General features: G+C 43.3%; 22 protein-coding genes. 9 read left to right on the plus strand and 13 right to left on the minus strand.

What is annotated here, in order from left to right; all coding sequences use genetic code 11:
- Positions 1-311: 311 nt before the first annotated feature.
- On the minus strand, positions 312-2,375 hold the full coding sequence (locus tag V7L01_RS12590; protein WP_335035152.1) for a pentapeptide repeat-containing protein: 2,064 nt from the start codon (positions 2,373-2,375) through the stop codon (positions 312-314).
- A 336-nt stretch (positions 2,376-2,711) separates the two neighbouring features.
- Positions 2,712-3,299: a Uma2 family endonuclease gene (locus V7L01_RS12595; RefSeq protein ID WP_335035154.1), complete on the minus strand. Its 588-nt coding sequence runs from the start codon at positions 3,297-3,299 to the stop codon at positions 2,712-2,714.
- A gap of 63 nt (positions 3,300-3,362) precedes the next feature.
- Here V7L01_RS12595 and V7L01_RS12600 point away from each other — a divergent pair, with 63 nt between their 5' ends.
- The 5 genes from V7L01_RS12600 to V7L01_RS12620 all read left to right on the plus strand — a co-directional run bounded on the left by V7L01_RS12600 (position 3,363) and on the right by V7L01_RS12620 (position 9,694).
- Positions 3,363-3,548, plus strand: a complete 186-nt coding sequence (locus tag V7L01_RS12600; RefSeq protein ID WP_335035156.1) for a hypothetical protein — start codon at positions 3,363-3,365, stop codon at positions 3,546-3,548.
- A gap of 368 nt (positions 3,549-3,916) precedes the next feature.
- Positions 3,917-5,794, plus strand: coding sequence for an NAD(P)H-quinone oxidoreductase subunit F (locus V7L01_RS12605; RefSeq protein WP_335035158.1), 1,878 nt, complete (start codon positions 3,917-3,919; stop codon positions 5,792-5,794).
- Between the two features lie 172 nt (positions 5,795-5,966).
- A complete protein-coding gene (locus V7L01_RS12610; RefSeq protein ID WP_335035160.1) occupies positions 5,967-6,680 on the plus strand; it encodes a carbonic anhydrase in 714 nt (237 codons plus the stop codon).
- Between the two features lie 111 nt (positions 6,681-6,791).
- Entirely contained in the window at positions 6,792-8,288 is a 1,497-nt protein-coding gene (locus tag V7L01_RS12615) for an NADH-quinone oxidoreductase subunit M (RefSeq protein ID WP_335035162.1), read from the plus strand.
- Between the two features lie 98 nt (positions 8,289-8,386).
- Positions 8,387-9,694, plus strand: a complete 1,308-nt coding sequence (locus tag V7L01_RS12620) for a CO2 hydration protein (protein WP_335035164.1) — start codon at positions 8,387-8,389, stop codon at positions 9,692-9,694.
- 308 nt (positions 9,695-10,002) lie between these two features.
- Here the strand turns inward: V7L01_RS12620 and V7L01_RS12625 are convergent, their stop codons facing one another.
- The 7 genes from V7L01_RS12625 to V7L01_RS12655 form a co-directional block, all read right to left on the minus strand.
- Positions 10,003-10,374: a zinc ribbon domain-containing protein gene (locus V7L01_RS12625; RefSeq protein WP_335035166.1), complete on the minus strand. Its 372-nt coding sequence runs from the start codon at positions 10,372-10,374 to the stop codon at positions 10,003-10,005.
- Between the two features lie 525 nt (positions 10,375-10,899).
- The gene (locus tag V7L01_RS12630) at positions 10,900-12,213 is read right to left on the minus strand and encodes a multidrug effflux MFS transporter (RefSeq protein WP_335035168.1); all 1,314 of its coding nucleotides are present in this window, start codon (positions 12,211-12,213) and stop codon (positions 10,900-10,902) included.
- A gap of 163 nt (positions 12,214-12,376) precedes the next feature.
- Complete coding sequence (locus V7L01_RS12635) at positions 12,377-14,011, minus strand: alpha-D-glucose phosphate-specific phosphoglucomutase (protein ID WP_335035170.1); 1,635 nt, start codon at positions 14,009-14,011, stop codon at positions 12,377-12,379.
- Between the two features lie 263 nt (positions 14,012-14,274).
- Positions 14,275-14,637 carry a hypothetical protein gene (locus V7L01_RS12640; protein WP_335035171.1) on the minus strand — a complete coding sequence of 121 codons (363 nt, stop codon included), beginning with the start codon at positions 14,635-14,637 and terminating at the stop codon, positions 14,275-14,277.
- A gap of 413 nt (positions 14,638-15,050) precedes the next feature.
- The gene (locus tag V7L01_RS12645; protein ID WP_335035173.1) at positions 15,051-16,283 is read right to left on the minus strand and encodes a damage-control phosphatase ARMT1 family protein; all 1,233 of its coding nucleotides are present in this window, start codon (positions 16,281-16,283) and stop codon (positions 15,051-15,053) included.
- Positions 16,284-16,428: 145 nt separating this feature from the next.
- Entirely contained in the window at positions 16,429-17,376 is a 948-nt protein-coding gene (locus tag V7L01_RS12650) for a glycosyltransferase family 2 protein (protein ID WP_335035176.1), read from the minus strand.
- A gap of 74 nt (positions 17,377-17,450) precedes the next feature.
- Positions 17,451-18,464 (minus strand): Npun_R2821/Npun_R2822 family protein, encoded by a 1,014-nt coding sequence (locus tag V7L01_RS12655; protein ID WP_335035177.1) that lies wholly within the window; start codon positions 18,462-18,464, stop codon positions 17,451-17,453.
- A 695-nt stretch (positions 18,465-19,159) separates the two neighbouring features.
- Here V7L01_RS12655 and V7L01_RS12660 point away from each other — a divergent pair.
- Complete coding sequence (locus V7L01_RS12660; protein ID WP_335035179.1) at positions 19,160-19,486, plus strand: ester cyclase; 327 nt, start codon at positions 19,160-19,162, stop codon at positions 19,484-19,486.
- Positions 19,487-19,532: 46 nt separating this feature from the next.
- Here the strand turns inward: V7L01_RS12660 and V7L01_RS12665 are convergent, their stop codons facing one another.
- Complete coding sequence (locus V7L01_RS12665) at positions 19,533-19,982, minus strand: hypothetical protein (RefSeq protein WP_335035181.1); 450 nt, start codon at positions 19,980-19,982, stop codon at positions 19,533-19,535.
- Positions 19,983-20,186: 204 nt separating this feature from the next.
- On the minus strand, positions 20,187-20,333 hold the full coding sequence (locus tag V7L01_RS12670; protein ID WP_335035183.1) for a hypothetical protein: 147 nt from the start codon (positions 20,331-20,333) through the stop codon (positions 20,187-20,189).
- Positions 20,334-20,475: 142 nt separating this feature from the next.
- Here V7L01_RS12670 and V7L01_RS12675 point away from each other — a divergent pair, with 142 nt between their 5' ends.
- Both V7L01_RS12675 and V7L01_RS12680 read left to right on the plus strand, forming a co-directional pair.
- A complete protein-coding gene (locus V7L01_RS12675) occupies positions 20,476-21,954 on the plus strand; it encodes an MFS transporter (protein ID WP_335035185.1) in 1,479 nt (492 codons plus the stop codon).
- Between the two features lie 182 nt (positions 21,955-22,136).
- Positions 22,137-22,886 (plus strand): SDR family NAD(P)-dependent oxidoreductase, encoded by a 750-nt coding sequence (locus V7L01_RS12680; RefSeq protein WP_335035187.1) that lies wholly within the window; start codon positions 22,137-22,139, stop codon positions 22,884-22,886.
- A 13-nt stretch (positions 22,887-22,899) separates the two neighbouring features.
- On the opposite strand, the gene V7L01_RS12685 is transcribed toward V7L01_RS12680, so the two are convergent.
- Positions 22,900-23,682: a hypothetical protein gene (locus V7L01_RS12685; RefSeq protein ID WP_335035189.1), complete on the minus strand. Its 783-nt coding sequence runs from the start codon at positions 23,680-23,682 to the stop codon at positions 22,900-22,902.
- A gap of 152 nt (positions 23,683-23,834) precedes the next feature.
- Between V7L01_RS12685 and V7L01_RS12690 the strand changes: the two genes are divergently transcribed.
- The gene (locus V7L01_RS12690) at positions 23,835-24,548 is read left to right on the plus strand and encodes a gamma-glutamylcyclotransferase (protein ID WP_335035191.1); all 714 of its coding nucleotides are present in this window, start codon (positions 23,835-23,837) and stop codon (positions 24,546-24,548) included.
- 227 nt (positions 24,549-24,775) lie between these two features.
- Here V7L01_RS12690 and V7L01_RS12695 read toward each other — a convergent pair whose 3' ends face one another.
- On the minus strand, positions 24,776-25,417 hold the full coding sequence (locus V7L01_RS12695) for a TetR/AcrR family transcriptional regulator (RefSeq protein WP_335035193.1): 642 nt from the start codon (positions 25,415-25,417) through the stop codon (positions 24,776-24,778).
- Positions 25,418-25,447: the final 30 nt, after the last annotated feature.

Below are 25,447 nucleotides of genomic sequence, written 5' to 3' on the forward strand. Positions count from 1 at the left end.
TTTACAATTGGACTTTGGACAAAGGACTAATGACAGTTTTAACGAAAAAATAAAATGTGCAATTTAGACGCGTACTAGCTTAACTCTGGCACTAGATAGGGTAGAATTTCCAGCGTACAGGGCTTGTACTGTTTTTTAACGCCATAATAACCCAGAGTAATTTTTAATTCTCTGCTCTACTCTGTGGAGGAGGCTGGGGGTAGGGCAATACGGTTCGGATAAGGTGTTTTTGACACGCCGCTAATTGTAAAGCAAAGACGCGATAAATCGCCGTCTCTACAAAGAACCGACCCTCTGGCTTTCCCGATCGATTATCCTAAACCGAATAATTTAGAAATCGCAGGCAATAATTTATTACTCGCTTCCACCAGCGAGGCGAGCGCAGGTAAGCCTGTAAATATCCCTTTCAACATGGTGATTGCCGTTTTTGCTGTCTTTTGCTTGGTGGATTCTTGAGGATTTTTACCCGCTTCTGCTAAAGCTTTCACCTGTTCTAGTGCTTCGGCTTTCTCTTCTTCTGGCAAATATGTGGATTGTACGATCGCATCTTGCAACTGCGACAATAATTCTTTGATTCCTGGTTTCTCGGCATCGGTTGCATCAGGTAACTCATTGAGGGCAATACTCACGTTACCGCTGATGGTTCCTAGATTAGCAATAGAATTATTGCCAGCGATACCGCTAACATTACTGCTGCCTTCAATATTGATGCCACTGATATCTGACATATTTGTATCTCCTTGAGTATAAAATTTCGGCTGCTTGAGAGCAGTATCTACCATATTTTCTAAACTAATAATGCGTTTATCTTTTTCTACCAGCAATAATTGCTGACTCTGCGATAAAGCTTTAAGTTGATTATAGTCATCAAAATATTCCGCACTCAGTTGAGATTTATCGCTACCTGCGGCAGTTTTGGCTCTGAGTAAGAATTTATCATTACCTCGTTTCTCCATTGCCACGATTTCTAACTCGGCTTCGGGATGGTTTTCGGCAAGGTTTTTGAAAGCTATAGCAACGGCGCGAGGGTCAACGCCTTGATTGTGGTAAAAGTAGAGGGTGTCAAAAATTGGCTGGATAAAGTCGGCAAAGTCGCCGTCTGCAAATACCTCTTGCTTATTATCAGGTTTACGGAGGGGGTCGGGGTCTTCTTTTGTGGGTAAGCGCATGAAGACATATTCACACCTCACCCCATGCAATTTAGTTGTATTTGTAATGCCCCAATCTTCAATGTACGCGCCGGTGAGTGTTGCACCTGTTAAATTTGTGCCGTCTAGTTGCGTTTGCTTCAGCTTTGCTCTTGACAAATCGGCATCTTGCAAATTGGCTTCACTGAGATCGGCACCAATAAAGCTGGCATCTGCCAAATTTGCTGATTGTAAGTTGATACCTCGTAGGTCTTCACGGTCAAAGTTTTTGTCTTGTCCCTGTCCTGTAACTAGCAGTTGACGTACTTGTGAGTTTTGCAGATAAGTTAAACCAGGACGAACGCGATCGAGCATTTTGGCTTGATGCCAACAGCTACATATAAGGATAGCGTTTCGCAAATCTGTACTTTTGAGCGTAGCTTGGGTGAAATTAGCACCTGTTAAGTTAGCGCTACGAAAATTTGTGCCTCCTGTTGCAGCAAAAGCGATCGCGATATTACGAACCAAGGAGTGCTTTTCGTCTTCTTTCATGGCTCGCCAACCAATGTAGATGCTAAGTAACGTTCCAGCTACGGCGACGGCTCCGGCGAAGGGTAAGGCGAAGGGTCCAGCTAAGACGAAGGCTTTAGCTAAGACGGAGGCTCCAGTTAAGGCTCCGGCGAAGGCTCCAGCGAAGGCTCCAGCGAAAGTTAAGGCTCTAGTTAAGGCTCCGGCGAAGGCGAAGGTTATGGCGAAGGTTATGGCTTCAGCTAAGGCTCCGCCGAAGGCGAAGGGTCCGGCGAAGGCGAAGGCTACGGCGAAGTTTATGGCTAAGGTTACGGCTAAGGCTTCAGCTACGGCTACGGCAAAGGCGAAGGCTATAGCGCCTAAACCAGCTGCTAGTCCTTGGCGAATTGTAAAGAAGAAAAAGGCAATTAATGCGATTAGAACAGCGCAGCCGCCAATCTGATAATCTAACTTGGAAGTATTAAATATGGGTGACACCAAATAACCGTTGACAATCCATAAAAATCCTGAAAGTCCCGATAACAGCCACGAGACAAGGACTAGAAGAATTGCCCAACGGCGTTGCAGTCCAGCTTTGGCATGGCTGAAGTTTGCACCTGTTAAATTAGCGTTGGTGAAGTTTGCCCCTCGGATGTCGGCATAGCTAAAGTTTGCACCCGCAAGGTCTTGTCCTTTGAAGTTGCGTCCTCGGAGATTTTGACCGGAGAAGTCTAAAGCCATGTTTCACTTTACAGAGGTGAGCAAATTTTACTACACCCTTACCCCTGTACATTCACCAATAGTTAGATATATTTGTTAGTTGAGGATAAAAGGTGCAACTTCGAGGATAAAAGGTGCAACTTCGAGGCTCAGAAGGTCATCGTTGAGCCTCAGAAGGTCAACGTCGAGGATCAAAGGTGCAACTTCGAGGATCAAAGGCGCAACTTCGAGGCTCAGAAGGTCATCGTCGAGCTTCAGAAGGTCAACGTTGAGCCTCAGAAGGTCAATGTCGAGGTTCTGAGGCTCATTGTTGAAGTACAGCCAATACGGTTTGGCTGGGTAATAGTAATTAAGAGTTCACTTCCGTCCTGCCAAGACTTGTTCGGCACTCAAATCCAACTGTGGAAAAGTAAAAGAGATGATGCGTTCTTGTCCTCGGAATGCAATAGCATCATAGAACCCTTCTACTAGGGTGCATATTGTTACTATCTCTTGAATTGGGTCAACAATCCAATATTCGGGAATTTCCAGAACAGCATACTCAGAACGTTTGCTGCGATAGTCTGTAGTTTGTGTAGATTCGCTGACGACTTCTACCACTAATATGGGGGGAGTTTCATTGAGTTCGATTACAGCCTCTCGATTAGAAAGTGCTTCCCACTGCTGTGTTGGTAATACTACTACATCTGGAATTCGTGAAGTGTCCCAGCGTCCCCCGCGTGGCGAACGCACTCCGATAGAAAACTTTTGTGCTGTCCAATTCTGGCCCATTTTGGCACTTTCATCATCAAAGCTTCGTTCTAAAAACTTGGAGATGCCACCGTGCTTGCCAGTGCCAAGGCTCATGGGAATTAATTCTCCATCGACCAATTCATATTGGGTATCCGTGCCATCGTTATACTTAAGATACTCTGCAAAAGTAAATTTTTTTGTGGTTGCAGTCATAGCGATCGCAATCCTCATCGATGGCTCAATACAGTTATTCTACTTACATTACAGGAAATACTAATGGAACGCTCGAAAATAATTGCCATTCTTACAGGTGCGATTTCGATCATTTTAGCGATCGCTTACCTCATCCTAGTCCAACTCCTAGACTACCGAGACATGAAACCCGCCCCCATCAGCCAAGTTGACTCACCACCTGCCATTACTATCTCTCACTGGCAGCTTGACAAAATCACCCAAATATAAATTACATTTAGTCGATTTGTAGAGACGCAATCAATTGCGTCTCTTGTCATTTATATGAATTGATAAAACTAATGATAACTATTGATTCATCCCTCACTCGATGCATAGATAAGAATAAATACCTATTATTGCTTGCTGAAATAGTTGATTATATAAGAAATAATTAGAGTTAGTATCTCAAATTTATTTATTTAACTAATTCCATTTGGACAGATATAACGGTAAGCTGTTTCTAACAAAATTAAATAAACATAAATTTGTATGTTCTGCGTAGGCGTCGTCCGTCGTAGATCGTGGCTGGGTTAACAGGGATCAACGCCAGTTGACTTAAAACCCATAATTTTTGATGACAATATAGAGGTGAGTTTATGGCTCAGTTTCTACTAGAGACTGTTTGGCTAGTTCCGTGCTATGCCTTAATAGGTGGTTTGTTAGCTGTGCCTTGGTCGCCGGGGATCATTCGGAAAACGGGGCCAAGACCGGCGGGTTATGTAAACTTGGTGATGACATTTTTGGCGTTTGTACATAGTGCGATCGCTTTACAAGCAACTTGGAATCACCCAGCCCAAGAAGTATTTATTCCTTGGTTATCTACAGCTGGTTTAGACTTGACAATTGCTTTGGAAATATCCTCAGTGACTGTCGGCGCTTTAGTTGTGATTACTGGCTTAAATTTGCTGGCGCAGATTTATGCAATCGGCTACATGGAGATGGATTGGGGTTGGGGACGCTTCTATTCTTTGTTGGGATTATTTGAAGCGGGATTGTGTGCCCTTGCTCTATGTAATAACTTGTTCTTCAGTTATATCATTCTAGAAATCCTAACTTTAGGAACCTACCTGCTAGTCGGCTTATGGTTTAGTCAGCCGTTGGTAGTCTCAGGTGCAAGAGATGCTTTTTTAACCAAACGGGTGGGAGACTTATTCTTGCTGATCGGCGTATTGGCTTTATGGCCTTTAGCTGGAACTTGGAATTATACAGAACTAGCCGAGTGGGCGACTACTGCCAACGTCAACCCGACAACGATAGCACTGGTAGGTTTAGCTTTAATTGCTGGGCCGATGGGTAAATGTGCCCAGTTTCCTCTGCATCTCTGGCTAGATGAAGCGATGGAAGGTCCTGTTCCCAGTACGATTTTGCGGAACTCGGTAGTAGTAGCAAGTGGTGCATGGGTGCTGATTAAACTGCAACCTGTATTAAGCTTGTCGCCCATAGTTTCCTCGGCGATGGTTGGGATTGGTGCGGTGACAGCCGTGGGTGCTTCTTTAATTGCGATCGCCCAAATCGATCTTAAACGCTGCCAATCCTATTCTGTCAGCGCATACATGGGTTTAGTATTCATTGCTGTGGGAGTGCAGCAAGACGAAACGGCGCTATTGTTAGTACTCACCCATGCCATATCCGCAGCCTTGTTGGTAATGAGTACTGGGGGAATTATCTGGAATAGCATCACCCAAGATGTCACCCAATTAGGTGGATTGTGGACGCGTCGCCCGATTTCTGCGATCGCTTTTATCGTCGGGACATTGGGATTAATTGGTTTTCCACCCTTGGGTAGCTTTTGGGTGCCGATTCAACTAGCCGATGGGTTGTGGGAAACCCAACCTTGGTTAGTGGGAGTAGTAATCGCGGTAAATGCTTTAACAGCCGTGAGTTTAACCAGAGAATTCTGTTTAATTTTTGGTGGGAAACCGACACAAATGAGTCAGCGATCGCCTGAAGCACACTGGCCAATGATTCTGCCAATGATGATTTTACTTGGTGTCAGTCTACATCTTCCTTTAGTGTTGCAAAGCTTATCACTTTTACCCGATTGGGCAAACCTAAATAAAGATGTCGCACTGCTTTTAATTTGGTCGAGTATTTTTGGTTGCAGCATCACTGGCGTGCTTTATTTAAGCAATATTCCTAAACCGATTCGCCTCCCTTGGAAAGGTTTACAAGACTTAATTGCATACGATTTTTACACCCCTAAACTCTATAAAATGACCATAATTTTTGGAGTTGCCAAAATTTCCCAACTTGCCGATATGATTGACCGCTTTGTAGTCGATGGCATCGTTAATTTCGTTGGGTTATTTTCGCTACTAGGTGGCGAAGGTCTTAAATACAGCACTTCTGGTCAAACCCAGTTTTATGCCTTAACCGTTCTTTTAGGAGTAGGCGTTTTAGGAATGTGGGTAACTTGGCGATTTTGGGGAGTGCAGTTTTTAAATTTGGTTTTTCAAATCTCGACACTTGGGTAGCAGCAACAAAATAATTCGTAATTCGTAATTTGTAATTGAATAATTTGGAAATTAAAGTTTCCACAGTTAACGGATACCAAAAAACACAATTACAAGCAACTGTTTCATCAATAATTACGAATTACGAATTACGAATTACGAACTAGTTAATAAATATTGTGAGGATAATTCCATGAGCATACAACATCCCCAGATCAATTTTTCCAGGAGAGGTTTAATCAAGTTTGGTGCAGGTGCGATCGGTACAGGTGTATTGACAGCCGGACTTGGTTCAAAGTTACTTGCAGCCGAAACAAAATCAGCACCAGATGATATTACACCCGATAAGGCTCTGCAAGAATTATTAGATGGAAATGATAGGTTTGTTAAAACAAAACGGCGCAATCCTAACCAAACTCATTCACGTTTAGTCGAAATTGCCAAAGGTCAAAAGCCCTTTGCTTCTATTCTAGGTTGTGCAGATTCACGGGTGCCTTCAGAGATTGTTTTTGACCAAGGGCTTGGAGATTTATTTGTCTGCCGGATAGCTGGTAATATTGCCACAACACAGCAAATTGGTAGCTTAGAATTTGGCAGCTTAGTATTAGGTACTAAAGTCATTATGGTCATGGGGCATGAAAGATGCGGTGCAGTAGAGGCGGCGATTAAAGGTGCTCAAGTACCAGGGCGAATTGGAAGTTTGCTTGAAGCTATTAAACCAAGTGTAGAAAGCTCAAAAGACCTATCGGGAGATAAGTTAGAAAATGCCTGTAAAGCAAATATTTTGGCGCAAGTTGAAAAGTTGAAATCATCAGCAGTTTTATCTGAGTTAATCAAAGCAGAAAAGCTGAAAATAGTCGGTGGTTATTACGATTTAGATACTGGAAGAATCAGTCTAGTAGATTAGCTTTTTGTTCTTAATCTTGTTTCCAGGTTTTACCTGGAAATACACCTTATCGCAATTCTGCTGCAAATTTCGAGGATAACAATTTCCAATTTTATAAAACTCCAAAATACCATGTTAAGCGTTTTGATTTGGCTTCCGATTTTTGCGGCTGTTTTCATAGCAATATTACCTGCAAGTCTCCCTAGTAATCGTATTCGTTTAGGAGCATTATGGTTTTCTGGGATAGTTTTTCTCTGGAACCTTTTCATCCTGCTGAAATTTGATATCAGCAATCCTGGAATGCAATTTCAAGAATATCTTCCCTGGAATGAAACTCTCGGTTTGAGTTATCAATTAGGGGCTGATGGGCTTTCTATATTGATGTTGGTGTTAAATAGCCTGCTCACCTGGATTGCTATTTACAGCAGCAGTCAAGAAACCGAACGTCCCCGTCTATTCTACTCCCTGATTTTATTAGTTAGTGGCGGGGTTGCAGGCGCTTTTTTAGCAGAGAATTTGCTGTTATTCTTCTTATTTTACGAACTAGAATTAATCCCCTTCTACTTACTAATTTCCATTTGGGGAGGAGAAAAACGAGCTTATGCTGGGATTAAATTCCTGATTTATACTGCCGTTTCGGGAGCATTAATTCTGGCAACATTCTTGGGTATGGTGTGGTTGAGTGGTTCTACTAATTTTGCTTTTGATGCAGTCTCTACAGAAAACCTTTCAACAGCAAAGCAAATCCTTTTACTAGCAGGAATAGTATTAGGTTTTGGCATCAAAATTCCCTTAGTTCCCTTCCATACTTGGTTACCAGATGCTTACGTTGAGGCTTCAGCACCAATTGCAATTCTTCTCGGTGGTGTGTTGGCAAAGCTGGGAACCTATGGACTGTTGCGATTTGGGTTAGGTATGTTTCCCCATGCTTGGAGTATTATTGCACCAACTCTGGCAATTTGGGGAGCAGCCAGCGCTGTGTATGGAGCAGTAATTGCGATCGCTCAAAAAGACATCAAGCGCATGGTAGCATACAGTTCCGTTGGTCACATGGGCTATATCTTGCTCGCTGGTGCCGCCAGTACTTCCCTAGCACTTGTTGGTGCAGTCGCCCAAATGTTTAGCCACGGCATCATCCTGGCGATTCTCTTCCACTTGGTGGGAGTCGTGGAAGCGAAAGTCGGCACCCGCGAGTTAGATAAACTCAATGGTTTGATGAGTCCTATACGCGGCTTACCTCTAATTAGCGCCTTACTAGTTTTAAGTGGTATGGCTAGTGCAGGTATTCCCGGTTTAACAGGATTCATCGCCGAATTTATCGTCTTTCAAGGCAGCTTCTCTATCTTCCCCATCCCGACAATTTTATGTGTAGTAGCTAGTGGCTTAACCGCAGTTTATTTCGTCATCCTCCTCAACCGCACTTGTTTTGGCAGACTCGATAACTTCGCCTACTATCCCAAAGTCCTGTGGTCTGAGAAAATGCCAGCGCTAATTTTGGCAGCTTTTATCATCTTTTTGGGAGTACAACCCACTTGGTTAGTGCGTTGGAGTGAATCCACAACTACAACAATGGTCGCTGCAATTCCCTCCTTGGAAAAAACCGTAATCTCTGAAGTCGCACTGAAATAGAAAATACATTAAAACACTTGTAGAGACGGCGATTTATCGCGTCTCAAAACCTATCCCCCAGACGCGATAAATCGCGTCTCTACCAATTTAGGATTACCATGACAGCAATTAAAACAGCAATTAAATTACCTCCTTCAAAACACGAATTTGCCGAAGTAATCCACCGCTTAGAAGCCGGCGGTGCAATGTTACCCGATACTCCAGAAAATTTGATGCAAATCATCGGTTTATACAAAGCTTATGCTGTACCGATGGACTTTTATTGGCGCGACCTACTTTATATCGCCGAACGCGAATTTTTAAACCCGCTTCCCTTCTTTAAATACTTCTTACCTCAAGAGTATTTAGAACTGCATAATCATTATGCTGGCGATGATGCCGATTTGCGAATTTGGCGCGGTGAAGCTACTGCACATCCAGAACTTTTGGCATTTATTGAGAAGGGTGAAACTTTCAAAATGCCAAAGTTATTGCACCACTTGTTCCACGATCGCATTAATATGGAATTCGCTGAAGCTTGTATGCGGGCGATGTTGTGGCATAGAGGCATGGGTGGACAATTTGACCCTTACCTAGATTCTGAAGAATACAAAGCCAACGCCGACCGGGCAATTAAAGCTTACTTCCAAGGCAATCCCGTAATGCTGGGACTTTACAAGCTGTTCCCCGATATGTTTTTAGAACAGTGCCGCCAGATGTCATACTACGCTAATCTGGGCTTATTCTGGGAAGTCATGGCGCCGGTATTCTTTGAAATGTCCGACCGCTATGACGAAGGTACAATTACCAGCGTCCCAGAGGCGATGAGTTTCTTAGTTAATGGTATATTTGCGATCGCAGGTCGTCCCATTTACCATCACGTTTATATTCGTGGCGAATGCTACGAAATTGTGCCCAAATCCAAGGGTTTCATGTGGCTATATGAAGCAGCATTACCCTATGTAGAAGCTGTTTTCTACCGCACTGCACCCTTCCGAGGGACAAAATCTTATAATGCTCAAGCGCGTCAAGTACCAGAAGACCAAAAAGATTTTCACTATGGCATTCTTTACGCTGATGTATTCCCAGTGGGTACTGCTGGCATTCCCCCGACATTATTAATGCAAGATATGTTGCATTTTTTGCCACCATATCTTGTTGATTACTACAGCAAACATTGTCGAGGTGAAGAAGATATGTTGATTCAGTTGGGAGTTAGTTTTCAACGGTCAATGTACTGTGTTACTTCTGCGGTAATTCAAGCCTTGCGAACTGCACTTTTATATCCTTTAGATGACCAAAATCCCAAGCATTTACAAGCCAATCGAGATTTCTTTGAGATGCAGCTAAATCGCTTTACTCGACCCGATTACAATATTCGTGATGCTGCACGTTTGCGAAGTATTCAAAAGCAAGATTATAGATAAGAAATCCCGCTATACGGTTCGGTTAACAAAGTTATCTGTTGAGGCGAGCAGGGGGAGAAGAGAAGCAGGGGAAGAGATAATTGCTTAATAATAACTCTCTTTCCTCCCCTGCCTCCCCTGCTCCCTGTCCTAAAAGCGATGGGATATTTTTTTATTTGGAAGTTCCTTATATTCCAATACAGTTCAGATAAGCCCAAAACACTTGTAGAGACGGCGATTTATCGCGTCTCGAAAACCCAAAATTGCTGCCAGTAGCCCTTAACCCAAGCGTATTGCCTTATTATTCCCCACTCCTCAGAAAATACAAATCAAGACCTTAATATAACGAACAACAAACAGACCAATAATAAACCTAATAGCAACAGCAAAGCCTGATTGCGTTTTACCCAATTTTTCACATTTACTACAAAACTGTTAGGGTAACGCTGCTGTTCCAACTCTAACTTTGTCTCTTCAATATTTTGGTAGAGAGTACAGTCTTTGGCGTAGGGACGCTGGGGAAAATTGCAAGTATCATCAGCTTCATAGGTGCAGGTGTCGCACAGATACCCGTCCCCGGTGGCGCGGTGCAATGGAATACCGGGATGACCGTAAGCTTTGAGTGTCGTCCGGCAATAGGGACAACTAATAGCTTGACTATCAACGAGTTGATGGCAGCGGGGACAAGATACAGTAGCCAAAACCTTTAGCGCTAATAAGTTAAGTAAACACTTTGATTCTAGCCATTTACAGGAGTAATGGGGAAATACATGCGTGGGCAGTCTGTCCCATTAATTCTGATAGGTGAATCAAATTTCAATTTCTCCTCTTTCCTTCTTCCTTTGCGACGGACACTTTCCTCAAGTCAGGAAACCCGCCCACGGAAGTGTCCTTCTCTTTGCGTCCTACCCTGCGGGAAGCCGCTTTGCGTCTATGCGGTTCGTTCTCTTATCGCTCAAATTTAATGCAATAGACCACTAGTAGGCTGTCCCATTAAATTTGACGAGTAGATAAATTCTTCAATTTCTCTTCTTTCCTTCTTCCTTTGTGTACTTCGCGCCTTTGCGGTTCGTTCTCTTATCCCTCAAATTTAATGGAATAGACCACTAGTAGTCTGTCCAAAAAGTTTTGATAGGTTTGTAGTAAGCACTTTAGTGCTTGAATCTTTGAGGACTAAAGTCCTCACTACAAACGTATTTACCCAGCAGAATTAATGCAATAGACCACTAGTCGCTAGAAGCACGAGTAAAGCGAAGTTCTGCTGGGCGTGCTAGCCCGACATAGGCAGCATAGGAAGCGATCGCAAACACTGCCATTAAACTAGACATAGCGATCGCTGTGCGCCCATCATAGAGCAAGGCAACTAGCCCACTCGCCAAAGCCCCACATGACATTTGCAGAAATCCCACTGTGCCAGCCGCAACTCCAGCGATCTCTGGCAATGGCTGAATCGCAGCATGTATGGCATTGGGGGAAATTATCCCCAGACAGAAAGTATTAAGTATCAGAAGAGGCATGAGTGTAATCAGTTGTGCAGCACCACTCACTGATACGATTGTGAGTGCAACTGATGTAGCAACGGCAGTCAGAAGTCCAAACGCGAGCAACCTTGACGAAGATACGCCACGCATACTTAGCTGCCCATTTAAGAATGAGCCTATCATAATTCCAAAAGCAGTCGATGCAAATAGCCAGCCGTAAGTTGTAGTCGGAACTTTTAATACATTCAGTAACACCAGTGGCGATCCGGCGACATAGGTAAACATACATCCAAAACTCAGGGCGTTGACAAGGGCGTAGCCCAAACAAATCCGATTGCTGAGAATGCGCCCATAATTTTTTATCAGTCGATGTGGTTTGATTGCATCCAGATCGCGAGCAGCTAACGATTCACTTAGCCCTAAAGCAACAGACAACAAGACTAACAACCCGCCTACAGCTAGTGTCCCATAGATAGTCCGCCAACTAGCGATCGCTAACACCCAAGTACCGATTGTGGGTGCAATCATCGGTGCTACGCCCATCACGAGATTGACATAGGAGAGTTGGGCGCGGGCTGCTGGGCCCTCAAATAGATCGCGGACGATTGCCAGTGTCAGTACCATACCAGCACCAGCACCAGCACCCTGAACTAACCGCCAAGCTATCAGCGTGTTGATTGACGGTGCAGTAGCACAGGCTGCTCCTGCAAGCACAAAGAGTCCGCAGCCCACGAGCAAAATTGGTCTGCGTCCGTACCGATCTGAGAGCGGCCCAAAGATGAGTTGGGCAACAGCAAAGCCAATCATGAACAAGCTGAGGGTTAATCCAACCACACCAGGCGACGTTTTCAAGGATGTACTAATCGTCGGGAATGCTGGAAGTCCCATATCGATTGATAAGGGCGGCAGGGCGGCGAGCGCTCCCAGAAGTATAGTGAAGCTTAAGGTTTTGGGTCGAATTCGCATTTTTTTAGCTTGTCGAACTGACATTTTAGGCACAAACTCGTAATCAAATGCCCAGACGTTGATGAAAGCTAAATAAGCAATCACTTGAATCACTGGCAAATTTTATCAGTACTATCGCTAAAACCATTGATTTATCGTTGGCATAAGGGTGGGAGTGGATGGTTGCGCTACACACAACCACACACTTTTTCATGAGCGATCGCACCACTCGGTAGGTGTGAAGCACTCAGAGGTTTATAACCCGCAACTTGGGTTACTAGGTGATCACAGTTGGCTGTTCCCGTCCTGTCAGTTCGCGGATTTGGGCTATCTCCTGGACGATAGCGATTAAAGAAGCAAGTGCTTGCTGTGGATCGAGGTCATGGTTGGCGGGATCTGGCTCGTAGCTTTCTAGATAAACTCTTAGGGTTGCACCTTGAGTCCCCGTACCAGAAAGTCGCACCACAATCCGGGAGCCATCAGTAAAGCCAATGCGAACACCTTGTTGCTCGCTAACGCTGCCATCAACAGGGTCGGTATAACTAAAGTCATCACTATATTCAACTTGATAGTTACCGAATTGCTTACCTTTAAGGTTTGGTAATAAAGAACGCAGTCTTTCTATTAAAGTGTTGCCTTGCTCTGTCTGTATCTCTTCGTAGTCATGGCGGGAGTAATAATTGCGTCCATAAGTCTGCCAATGTTCCCGTACAATCTGCTCAACAGATTGTTGCCGGACTGCTAAAATATTCAGCCAAAACAGCACAGCCCATAGCCCATCTTTTTCGCGGATATGGTTAGAGCCAGTACCAAAACTTTCTTCACCGCACAGAGTTGCTTTCCCCGCGTCTAAGAGATTGCCGAAAAACTTCCAGCCAGTAGGTGTTTCATAAGATTCAATCCCAATCTGAGCAGCAACTCGATCTACTGCTTGGCTAGTAGGCATCGATCGCGCTACCCCAGCTAAACCCTCACTATAACCAGGGACTAGCTTGGCGTTTGCGGCTAAAACTGCGAGGCTATCGCTGGGGGTGACAAAGAACTTACGCCCTAAGATCATATTGCGATCGCCATCTCCATCAAAAGCTGCCCCAAAGTCTGGTGCATTCTCTCCGTACAAAATATCCACCAGATCGTGGGCATAAACTAGATTTGGGTCAGGATGTCCGCCCCCAAAGTCTTCGAGGGGTGTACCATTTTGCACAGTTCCCACTGATGCGCCCAAACGTTGCTCAAAAATGGCATGAGCATAGGGGCCAGCTACTGCGTGTAAGGCATCAATGCTGAACCGGAAATTTCCCTTTGTCAACAGTTGGTGAATCCGTTCAAAATCAAACAAGGACTCCATTAACTCTTGATAATCCTGTACGGAGTCAATCACCTCAACTACCGTCTCTCCCAAATGTGACTCACCCAAAGTTTCTAAATCTACATCTGGTGCTTCCAAAATTTGGTAGCTATCAATCACTTTACTGCGATCGTAGATCGCCTCTGTCACCTTTTCCGGTGCTGGGCCACCGTTGCTAATGTTATATTTCACACCAAAGTCACCATTTGGCCCGCCCGGATTATGGCTAGCAGACAAGATGATCCCACCAATGGCCTCGTACTTGCGAATAATAGCGGAAGTCGCAGGAGTAGACAAAATTCCCCCTTGACCAACTTTAATCCGCCCAATGCCATTGGCCGCAGCCATTTTCAAAATGATTTGAATAGCTTGGCGATTGTAATAACGACCATCGCCACCCAAGACTAAGGTTTGAGAGTGCAAGTCCCCCACAGAATCGAAGATGGATTGGATAAAATTTTCCAGGTAGTGGGGCTGCTGAAAAACTTTAACTGATTTCCGCAGCCCAGAAGTACCAGGCTTTTGGTCGCTTAAGGGAGTAGTAGAGATTTTATGGATGTTCATAGATAATGTTTAACAAGGCATTTTTCTTTTACAGCTTTGCATAAGTTCGTTACAAAAAAAACTGCCACGTATTATGTACCGAATGGCACTTAGATAAGCGTAAATCCTTGATATAACTGGCTTTTGGGGGTGAGGTTGCAGGTATTGGGGCGTGGGAAATTAAGAAGAAAAAAGTTCTGTTTGCCACTTGTCCATTGAATCTCTCTTAACACTACACCTAGCACCGTGTACTGACAAGGTTTCCCATTGAGTCTTCGTGAGATTCATCGCTGAGGCTTTTCACCCAATGAAGCACTAGCAACAAAGCTGAAAAAACCAACAAGCATCCAGCCCAAGCAGATATGTTTTCGTATCTGCCATTCATACTGCTTGCTGAGGGTAACTGATTTTGTGTTCGCCTCAATAATCTCTAACCCCCAACACGAAAGCGTGCCTATCCCAAACAAGCAAGTACTCGCAATGGAGGCAACCGCGATTGTGTTCACAATTTGAACAGTAAAAGCCTGTTGTCTGGCACGAAGCTTCATCTGACGCCGATTACGGAGCTGGGCCAATTCGTCTGTGTCTACAGGCTTTATATACTCTTTTTGAATAAGGGGGTAAACGATTTGTTGATTATTAGTCATTTTGCCACCAGTATCTAATTTAGATAGCATTCATAACAGTGGACATATAATAAACTTCCGTTAATGCTTGTACTACATTCCACAGAGGGGTATCTAATTTTCTTTGGTAATAATTTAGGGTTGATTGCACTGATAAGGCTATCAATGCCTTTGTATGAAGGTGTTGGCATCCCTCTACTCTTAACAGATGCAAAAACTGAATTAGGATGATTGAGCTATTCTGAATACTGAAGTCAGAATTGCGAGCATCCCAAATGTGCAAGTTATATCAAACCCAGGTTATAAATTGTCATTGCGATCGCAACGTAGTGGAGTGGCGCAAAAGGTTGCTGTGAATGGGCTGCTGTTTGAAGGCAATGCCGACCGAACAGTGGGTCTGGTAGAGTTGGCGAGGGAGCATTGCCTCTATATTACTAAGCCACGAACTGAATCACACCCCATTGTCCATTGGTCAACCAAGAATGGTCAGATTTTGCTACTTTCTCAACAACCTCAGATTTTAAACCTGCTGCTACTTCCGACTTCAGGGTGCGTAATGCTACTATTGGTGCAGGCAAGTAGCAGACTATATCTGCAAAGCTGGTAGTAATATTCCAATGGCGATCGCCTAATAACCGACGATAATTCGCATCTCCTTTGACTATAATTAAATTGGCATTAGTTAACTCATTATTGAGAGAGTTGGGTATTTCCCAAAATGCTAAAGGTGATGTCCAAAAGTAATCTTCAGACAACACTAAACGCCCTGATGCAATATGCTCCTCCAGCCTTTGAGCGAAAGATGTCACTTGTCGATCGCTAGTAGCGGCTAAAAAAATTGTTGTGTCATGTACATCCTTAATCATGGCATCAGAAACGAAAGTAGGATGGGGTTTCAGGTGCAGGTAAACTTGATTAACTAAGTTGCTACTTAATAAGTAATCTACTAAGCATAAGTCACAGACAAGTTCAAAACCAGCATTGTCTAAAACAAAATCGATGCGACCTCCTTGAGAAAGAGTTAATAGTTCACTAATTTGGGAGGCATCATTTACTAAAATGTGAGCTAGTTGATTTTGAATATCAAAACGGCTCCGGTCATCCTCGAATGCTGACCATAAACTCAAGTCAACTCGATTTCCCCACAAAGCGAAATATAATAGTGCAATTAAAGCTGTTTGGTTTGGTGGGGCATCAATTTCAGAATCTTCCAACCATTTATTCACCTGAGTACATAGAAGAATAGTCGAGTCAAGAGACGCTTCTAACCCCTGAGATTTTTGCAATTGGAATGGATCGACAGCTTGCCATATACCAGGGCGAAAGTAATCAGTAATTTCTAGAATTAACCGATAAAAATAAGTTTCTGTAAAAAACCAGGGAACGTCTATCCAACGCTGACCCTTGTAAGATTTTAGATATGTATCCCAAGCTGGAAAATCTGCACCACTATCATTCACCAGAGGTGGTAAATATCCTGTAGGCAGTTCTGTCGCCAGATTTTCTAATCTTGTATTAATTTCTGGTGAAAAATTATTTTCAACGATAACTCGACGGGCAATTGCAGGCATTCTTTGAGTAACTGTGAACTCAGTAAAAGAACCGACTTCTGAACCTAAAAGTGACGGTGGTAGCGGTAATTTCGGGACTTTATATGAATTCACCATAAATTTCTCTTGCACTCGTAATTTATGGATAAATCATAATTCATCGCTCTTGGTTTTTCAGCATTCGGTGATAATCGCCTATTGAATCTGAATCCACAAAACTCATTCACAGCAAGTATTGGCGATTTGCGGATGAGTCTATTGCCTAACCCCGCACTTGTCGCAGTGTATTAAACGCCTTACCTCTCAACCCGACTGGTAACAGCGATAACCCTAAAGCAGTCCAAGCTTTAGGCGTCGAAAAAGACTTTCCTGCTAAAACTAGCTCTCTGCCTTTTTGGGTTTCACCCTTTTCAATTAAACGCAAACCTAATAATAATTGCGTTTCAGTTAGACGATTTTTCCTAACTTCCTCTATTTTTTCTGACTCAAATTTATAATTTTCTAAATAGCGGATTTTATCAAATAAATAGGGAATGGCTCGATCGATCCCTTGCTGCTCTGCATGGGAGCGATATTCCATCAATAATTCTGGTAAATAATATCCTTTTTTTCCAGCCAAAGCCAGACGCACAAATAAATCATTATCTTCGCAATTTTGCAGATTTGGCTGCATATATCCTAACTCTTGCAATGTTTTCCGGCGAAATAATGTTGCCCCAATTTGAAAGCTTTGTTGAATAAATACAACTTCCAACAAATTATCTACAACACCTGCTGGTAAATTCTTTCTACCCCAGCGATGAGAATTTTCTTTAGTTTTTGCCTCATCTCGTACATTGTTAATATCAATTATCCAATGATCTGTACCGACAAAATCAATGCTAGAGTCTTGAGCAAGAATAGCTGCGGTACTTCCAAGAAAATCCGGTGTTAGCCGATCGTCATCATCAAATTTAATAAAATATTCACCGCTGGCAGCATCAAAGCCAGAGCGCATATTATTACTTTTACCAATATTTTGTAGATGATGAATATATTTAATCCGGTGGTCTGTGTACTGTGACATCAACTCAGGTGTACCATCGCTAGAACCGTCATCACAAACAATTAGCTCAAAATCTTGCTCCGACTGATTGAGTACGCTGTCAATGGCACAAGGGAGGAGATGGACACGATTAAAAGTAGGAATGCAAACAGTAATTTTAGGCATATTATATATTAATAACTAGAAAATAGAAACATTATATCAATTGTAAATTTAATGGATTGCCAAGAAGCCTATATTTAGCGAAAAGTTCTTTGAAGCTTATTCATGGTTTTATGAAAGAAAATATTAGTTTTTGTAAGCATACTAGGTTGTTTTAGTTGTTTTGGTCTTTGTTCTGGCTGTTTGAGAAAGCGATAGTATAAGAACTCATCTCTATAACAGATATTGATATCTTCTCCTTGACATAAACGGGCGAAATCACGAGAAGAATAGCTCATATAATGGATACGGTGAATTGGTTTTAAACCATCTTGATTGTAAAGAACATTATTAATATTGACAAAGGGATCTGCATTGGCACAGTTGCCTGTTCTCTCTTCGCCATTAGGGCTAAGTGTAAAGTTAAAAAGTGGGCGATCGCAGCGCAAAGTCATATAATTAAACAAAAAAGCATCATCCCACCATCCATTAATCCATTCAACTTCCCTATCGGTAATTAATCGCTCCTTCATTACTTCAATTTCTTTAATAGTAAATAACCCTCGTTTAGATCCAAAAAAGCTAGAACAATGCAGCTGAGAATATATATCTGCTTCTGTATACAGTCCAGTTTGTTCTATAACTGAAATATCTAACGCTGCAACAGGTTTATCCTTAAGGTGTTCCCAATCATCAAAAACAAAATCGTATGTTTCTAACTTGTGAATTAGATTATTGACTGGCTTCATTGCCAAGCTATCACTGTCATAAAATACAAATTTATCAAAAATACCCTCAAAGACAACAAACTTTCTTTGTAAATGGCTTTTGTACCAACTAGAACGCGATAATTTGTTCTCTTTTTTACTAGAAGGAGCAGCCCAAACCTGATGAGCAAATTCTTCCCAGCGCTGAATTACCTCCCAATTATCAAACAGGATTACATTCTTTCGAGCGTTAACTTCTTGCCTAACTAGATCCAGTCGGTCATCATAGGGAATAATACAAATAGGAATATCTGGGCTAACATTCACCTCAATGCTGTTTAGCAAAGCTACTAGTTGGTCAAACACCACATCATTAGCAAGGGTGTAAATACCGAAACAATCCATTTTGATATATCCTTTTTATCTTTAAGTTCCTGAGTAAGGCAAATAGTCCGATCGTTATTTTCTAAGCTATTATTCCCAAATAATTAATAATATACACAGCTTTAGACTTTTTGCTAAGGCAAGAAGGAAGCAATTTTGGTTAGTTTGCACGATACTAACATTACCCGCTGTTTGTCTGCATTGGCAAAACCCGTGTTGTCGTATAGCTTCTCCCAAAAATGCCCTGTGCGCTTGGGCATTCGATTAAATTACATGGGACTGTACCAGTAATGAGAGGATGTTTTCAAAGTGGTGGCTGAGGTATCCAAAACTTTAGATCCTCCTTAAAAAGGAGGACTTTGAGAAAGTTATTTACCCCTTTTAAGGCTTGTTCGGGAGGATCTCGATACAACGGTATACTTTACAAACATCCTCTGAGAGTGTATTGGATACTTTACTACAATGCGATAATATATGGGGTTGCCTAAAGCAGTAGTGGTTGTCTTTGCAGAAATTAGCAATAATGCACGGAGCAAAAATTTATTTGTGAACTTGCATCAGTCCACAGTTAATCACTGATAAATAAACACTATTTTTATAAATATAAAAGGAGCAGCAATACCTGACATTGAAGAAAACAAAATAATTGCTCGACGCTGGATCGAACTTATTAGTGAGCATAGGATTGAAGATATCTGCGAGATGACGGCTCCAACTTGGAGGATGCACGGTGGTTTACTGGGCTTCCCCCAGGGCCGGAGGGGGTACGTAAACTCTTTGGTTCATTTGGGGCTATCGAGCAGAAATGGACTATTGAAGACGTAATTGCTGAAGGTGACAAAGTTGTGGTGCGTGCGACCAACACCTGCACTCAAGAAAGTTTCTTTGGAATACCTAGTCATGGACGAGAGCAAACGTTCACGGCTACGTTTATTCATAGGATTGTTGAGGGGAAGATAATTGAAACCTGGCGGAACGCTGACGATCTCGGGCGAGTTCTTCAGCTTGGGGCGCGGATTGAGCCAGGAATATCTGGGCAGTAGAATTAATGGCGAATATCTTTAGAAACTGGTAGAAGTGCTTAAAACTCTAGCTGTTGAACAATTGCTTTCTAGAAAATAATCTCAGCAACCCGGCGGTTCCCACTCCCCAAGCACCATTAACCAATAAACCTGTCACTATTCCCACAAGTTTCCAACCTCCAGCGATGGGCTGACCCTTGAGTGGTGCGACCACAAACCAAGCCACTAGCGTCGGGACAATTGCACCAAATACCAATGCTGCTAACCAATAGCTTTTATCATGTCGAAAACGAGGCGCAATTGCTACCCAAATCAGTCCCCAAATCCCTCCCCAGAATGCACTAGACCAAATTTGCGGGATTCCAAATGGCTGTGTCGGTGCAGTTGGATAGGGGGCGCGAGGTGTGAAATTCACTGCATGTAGCAGCGCAAACACGCCTTGGTGAAATAACAAAACAGACACAAAGCCTGCAATAAATCCTAATGCAAATCGAGATAAGGCAGCTTTTTGAGTCATTGCTTATACAAAAAGGTTTTTAGTTGCAGTTACAAGTGTGATTTTAATAATTGACATTTTCCATTTCCTCTAGAGCTTGCTTCTTAGAGTTGTCTATGATAGTTTGCTAACTAGTATAAAGTACAATAACTCTATCGGTTTGCCGTATTTTATTGAACGCTATTGTTTATATCGCCGAAGGAGTCCGGAGTTAAGAGTATCCAGTTACTCTACTAAATATATGACAAGTAGAAAAGCGAGTCCCATTGATTGAGAAGTCGATGCCTGGGATAAACCTGAATTTTTCAAACGATCGAGGGCATTTCCGATCGACAAAGCGCCTGCTGCGATCGCTGTAAACAGAATTGCCAACGGTAGGGATGAAATACATAGATAGTCTGGGATGGAAGCAACTAATTTAGTTTCCTAAACTTGGTAGTGAGGAAAGCACCTTACAATGAATATACGTATGCAAACTATTCACAACCGTAAAGTCAAAGGCGGAGGCTAAACGTTGGCACAATTGCAATCACAACCTCTGGCTTTGTCAAGCTCTCAAAAAAATTGGGTCTTACTTGGTGTCGGACTTGGGGTGTTCATGTCTACCCTAGATGTGGGCATCATCAATGTTGCTTTGCCCACATTGGTGCAAGCCTTTGATACCAGTTTTCCTACGGCCCAATGGGCTGTATTGAGTTACCAGTTGGTCAGTTCCGGTTTAGTTTTGGGGGCAACGCGCCTGGGGGATATGTGGGGCAAGAAGTCCTTATACCAAGGGGGACTTGTTCTGTTCACTTTCAGTTCGCTCTTATGTGGTTTTGCACCTGGTATTGAATGGTTGATCGGCTTTCGGGCACTTCAAGGACTGGGTGCTGTATTCATTTCTGGGCTTGGTTTGGCAATCATCACAGAAGTTTTTCCCTCTTCCGAACGAGGTCGGGCTGTTGGCGTTATCGGTAGTGTAGTGTCACTGGGAATTGCTTTTGGCCCTTCCGCCGGCGGACTGCTCCTCAGTTTGTCAGGCTGGCATAGTATATTCTTCATCAATGTACCGCTGGGGATCGTCGCTAGTTTTTTAATAGCTAGGGTAGTGCCACCTTCTGTACGCATTGAGGGCAAACAGAAATTTGACTTTTTGGGAGCGATATTGGCTTTGTTGACTCTGGGTAGTTTTGGGCTGGGTATGACGCTAGGGCAAAGCCAGGGCTTTGGTAGTACCAATGCATTGATTTTATTAGCGATCGCTGCTGTGAGTTTTACAACTTTTTTGGTAGTTGAAGCCATCTTAGAGCAGCCACTACTAGAGCTACACCTGTTTCGCAATCTTCAGTTGAGTATGGGTTTACTCAGTGGCTGGCTAGCATTCATTGTGATTGGCGGTTCGCTACTCATCGTCCCTTTCTTTCTAGAGGGGGTCAAGCAGTATCCGACGGTAAAAGTGGGGCTACTACTAGCTGTGTCGCCTCTGCTTAGTGGGTTAATTGCCCCACTAGCTGGAACGCTTTCAGACCGCTTTGGCGCTCGATCGATCAGTTCAATTGGGCTGGGGTTGATGATTGGCGGTTGTCTGGGGATTAGTACCTTTGACGCTCAAATTACTGAGCTAGGCTATGTGTCGCGCTATTTTATTTACGGCATTGGACTGGGTTTATTCCAATCGCCCAACAACAGCACTGTTATGGGATCGGTACCAAGGGAGCGGTTAGGAATTGCTTCTGGACTGCTGTCTTTGTCACGTACCTCAGGGAATACAGTAGGAGTTGCTCTAATCGGGACAGTATTTGGAACGTTAATCGCTAGCATGTCTGCGGGTGCAGATGTCTCTGTTGCCACTCCTGAAGCGATCGTTGCGGGGTTCCAAGGAACTTTTCGCTTCGCAGCCGTAATCCTGTGTGGGGCAGCGGTTGCATCCGTTTTGAGGATCGGGAAGAGGCAGGGGGCAGAGGAGGCAGGGGGGCAGGGGGGGCAGGGGGAGCAGGGGAGGAATAATTAATGCCCAATGCTCAATATTCGGCGTTGCTGAATCAAGGGATGATTCTTGTAGGGTGGGCGACACGAGCGCCCTGAAATACAAGGGACGGGCAAGATGCCCATCCCACAAAACTAGCAAAATCATCCCGCAAATATGCAACGCCCAATATTCAATTATCAATTACTAAGGAGCTAGATAATCGTATGACAGGTAAATTAGAAGGAAAAGTAGCAATTATCACTGGGGCTTCAGCCGGGATTGGAGAAGCAACTGCGATCGCCTTGGCAGCTGAAGGAGCAACAGTAGTACTCGCTGCTAGGCGGGGCGATCGCATTCAGGCATTGACAGAACGTATCGAAGCTAGTGGTGGCAAGGCATTGCCGATTGTCACCGATGTTACTGACGAAACTCAGGTAAATGACTTGGTGGCAAAGGCAAATGCAGAATTGGGAAGGGTCGATATTCTTGTGAATAATGCAGGGATTGCCTTACTTGGCACCATTGAAGCTGGGAATAGCTCAGACTGGCGGCGATCGTTTGACCTGAACGTACTAGGGCTGCTATATGCGACTCACGCTGTTTTGCCTCTGTTGAAGGCGCAAAAATCCGGGCATATAGTTAATATCTCTTCAGTGGCTGGCCGGACAGCACGGGCGGGACTCGGTGTTTACAATGCTACCAAATGGGGTGTCAATGCCCTCTCGGAAGCATTGCGCCAAGAAGTCCACAAGGACAACATCCGCGTCACCATTATCGAACCAGGTTTGGTGGATACGGAAATTGATAACCAAATTACCGATCCCGTTGCCAAACAACGGATCGAAGAACGACGTAAGGCAATTACACCTCTGCAAAGCGAAGACGTTGCTGCTGCGATCGTTTATGCTGTTACCCAACCACCACGTGTAAATGTCAACGAAATCCTGATTCGACCAACGGGACAAGAACATTAAACAAGCATAATTCTTACCTGCGTTGGCGTACTCTTAAAATTGCACCTGAAACACCGAAAGCTAATATAGCCACGGTGTAATTTGGTTCAGGAACTGCAATAATGCTCACCCTGTTGATGGCCAAAGCCCTATTTAACTCAGAAGTGCTGAAAACGAGTCGCGAGATGTTAGCAGTTTCACTGCGAATCCCAAGGAACAATGCCGAATTATCCAATTTTTCTGAGGAAGTCCCCGGTACTGTGAAAGTACCCAAAAGGTTATTCGCACTATCAAAAGCTGAAACAAACGTTTTGAATTCTGGAATATCGTCTACAGCTATTTGAGTACCAGCACCGAAAACAGGCCGATCGAAGCTAATGGTCAAAGGGCCAGGGTTGCCAATTGCAGGAAAACCACTTCTTGGGTTCAAGCCTGTGAAGAGAAGAAAATCACCATCAGTGAAGTTGGTCGGAATGCCTTTGGGTATAACAGAGGTTTTAAAAACAAAAGGTGGGGTAATAGCAGCATCGTCAACTTGAGGTATATTTACACCCAAAGATAGACCGCCTTCGGATACTGCTGAAAAAGAGTTAGGCAAAAAAGCCGAAGGATCGGGAGCAAAGGGATTGAACACTTTACCCAAACTCGACCAATCAATTTCGTCATTGCCTCCGAAAGCAGCACGACTAGTTACTAATGTAACTGCTTGAACTGGTAGTGGGAGAACTGCTATTAGAGTTGTAATTGCTAGTTTGGTGGCAATTGCTGGTAAATATTTGATTGAGAACTTTAATAATTGGTTTGTCGCAAATGCCACAAAGCTTACTCCTTATTTCGTAGATTGGCATCAACAAGATATAGTTAGGATTATCGTCAATCCTACGGTAAAAGGAGTTACATGCTAATTAATTTATCTTAAAGTTATAGTGAAATTACTGAAGATTTCCGAAAAAGGAAATAATCTCAATTATGTCACTCAGTCGTAGCGACCTCGAAGCTGGAAATGAACAGACGAGGCTATTAGAAGCATCACACTCTGGAATCAAGCTAACTACCTTGAGTGAAGATGAGTTACAGCGATCGCTCGATGAAACACTACAACAACAATCACCAAATTCTGATATCTGGATATTTGCCTACGGTTCGCTGATTTGGAATCCCCTAATCACATACGTCGAGCGCCGTGCTGGGATTGTTTATGGTTGGCATCGGCGCTTCTGCACATGGATGATCCTCGCTCGTGGTACTCCAGAGAATCCCGGTTTACTCTTAGGACTCGATCGGGGCGGTAGTTGTCGTGGCATTATTTATCGAATTGCTGCTGCTGATGTACCATCCGAATTACTGCTGATTTGGCGACGAGAAATGTTGGGTGGTGTCTACGTTGCTCGTTGGGTAAAGGTGTTTGATGGTACACAGGAATTTAAAGCGATCGCCTTCGTTGCCAATCGCCAACATCCCAGATACGCTCATCAGATACCATTAACAACCACTGTTAATAGCATTGCCACCGCATCTGGAAAATTGGGTTCCTGCGCTGATTATCTGATGAGAACTGTTGAGGGGTTGATGGCAGAAGGCATTAAAGATAGAAAATTGCTCTTGTTACGCAAACAAGTGCTGGCCAAACAGCAAGCGCTTTTAGTTAGTAGCGAATCTACTCAAGCTAATACTTTAGAATAACTGTTGTAAATCTCTAATTTAATAATTATATCGATACTATGCATAGACTACAGTGCAGTGTTTGTTTGCCAAGTAGATTGTTTAATTTAGATAAATCTTTGTTAATAGATTAGTGAGTTTTAATTACTATTAATATCGATTAAACATAAATTATATTCAGTAGCGATCGCTAAAGCTGTTGCCTCTTGAGTAGTTTTAGTAGGGAGTCGCGCAGAAATAACTTAAATTCATAGATCGTGGCTTACATCTGTATTGACAACTGAGAGGGGAGTGGCACTAATACCACGCACAAAAATATTTACACAGCTTTCGATATACTCCTCACAGCTATAGCTGCTTTGATTGAATTTTGCACTACGGCATAGCATTCCAGCTAACAGCATTCCTGTAAACATATCGACTGCTGGAAATGGATCGAGGTCTGCTCTGACGGTGCCCCGTTTCTGACTCGATTGCAGGTAAGCTATCAGTTTTTCCCCTAAAGGCTTGACAGCTTCTTGAATCACTTGTTTGGCCGCTTGTGGATGACGTTTAGCTTCTCCAATGAAGGTACGAATTAAGTCTTCCTGTGCCTCTAACATAGTATTGTAAAGATGGGCATAATGCCTTAAATCAATTTTTAGATCCTGCGTCCACGCTTCGGGGTGTGCAAGGGCTTCTGTCTGGAGTACAAAAGCATTTTCGATTACTGCTCCCAAAAGTTGTTCTTTGCTAGCAAAGTGGCGAAATAAAGTCACCTCATTCACACCAGCAACACGAGCTATTTCACGGGTAGTTGCTCCTTGAACACCCAAACTCGCAAATACCTGCGAGGCGGCTTCTATTAAACGTATACGGGTGAGAGTTGATGAGCGGATAGTTTTATTCATTTATGCTGGCAAGTACTTACTTACATCATA

This window comes from Nostoc sp., assembly GCF_036917095.1.
In the GTDB taxonomy this organism is placed as follows: domain Bacteria; phylum Cyanobacteriota; class Cyanobacteriia; order Cyanobacteriales; family Nostocaceae; genus Nostoc.

Bases quoted from the DNA above. Each gene is read 5' to 3' on its own strand.
- V7L01_RS12605 (WP_335035158.1), top strand. From the start codon at position 3,917: ATGGCTCAGTTTCTACTAGAGACTGTTTGGCTAGTTCCGTGCTATGCC.
- V7L01_RS12615 (WP_335035162.1), top strand. From the start codon at position 6,792: ATGTTAAGCGTTTTGATTTGGCTTCCGATTTTTGCGGCTGTTTTCATA.
- V7L01_RS12620 (WP_335035164.1), top strand. From the start codon at position 8,387: ATGACAGCAATTAAAACAGCAATTAAATTACCTCCTTCAAAACACGAA.
- V7L01_RS12610 (WP_335035160.1), top strand. From the start codon at position 5,967: ATGAGCATACAACATCCCCAGATCAATTTTTCCAGGAGAGGTTTAATC.
- V7L01_RS12690 (WP_335035191.1), top strand. From the start codon at position 23,835: ATGTCACTCAGTCGTAGCGACCTCGAAGCTGGAAATGAACAGACGAGG.
- V7L01_RS12590 (WP_335035152.1), bottom strand. From the start codon at position 2,375: ATGGCTTTAGACTTCTCCGGTCAAAATCTCCGAGGACGCAACTTCAAA.
- V7L01_RS12665 (WP_335035181.1), bottom strand. From the start codon at position 19,982: ATGACTCAAAAAGCTGCCTTATCTCGATTTGCATTAGGATTTATTGCA.
- V7L01_RS12640 (WP_335035171.1), bottom strand. From the start codon at position 14,637: ATGACTAATAATCAACAAATCGTTTACCCCCTTATTCAAAAAGAGTAT.
- V7L01_RS12600 (WP_335035156.1), top strand. From the start codon at position 3,363: ATGGAACGCTCGAAAATAATTGCCATTCTTACAGGTGCGATTTCGATC.
- V7L01_RS12695 (WP_335035193.1), bottom strand. From the start codon at position 25,417: ATGAATAAAACTATCCGCTCATCAACTCTCACCCGTATACGTTTAATA.
- V7L01_RS12650 (WP_335035176.1), bottom strand. From the start codon at position 17,376: ATGCCTAAAATTACTGTTTGCATTCCTACTTTTAATCGTGTCCATCTC.
- V7L01_RS12645 (WP_335035173.1), bottom strand. From the start codon at position 16,283: ATGGTGAATTCATATAAAGTCCCGAAATTACCGCTACCACCGTCACTT.
- V7L01_RS12635 (WP_335035170.1), bottom strand. From the start codon at position 14,011: ATGAACATCCATAAAATCTCTACTACTCCCTTAAGCGACCAAAAGCCT.
- V7L01_RS12595 (WP_335035154.1), bottom strand. From the start codon at position 3,299: ATGACTGCAACCACAAAAAAATTTACTTTTGCAGAGTATCTTAAGTAT.
- V7L01_RS12655 (WP_335035177.1), bottom strand. From the start codon at position 18,464: ATGGATTGTTTCGGTATTTACACCCTTGCTAATGATGTGGTGTTTGAC.
- V7L01_RS12680 (WP_335035187.1), top strand. From the start codon at position 22,137: ATGACAGGTAAATTAGAAGGAAAAGTAGCAATTATCACTGGGGCTTCA.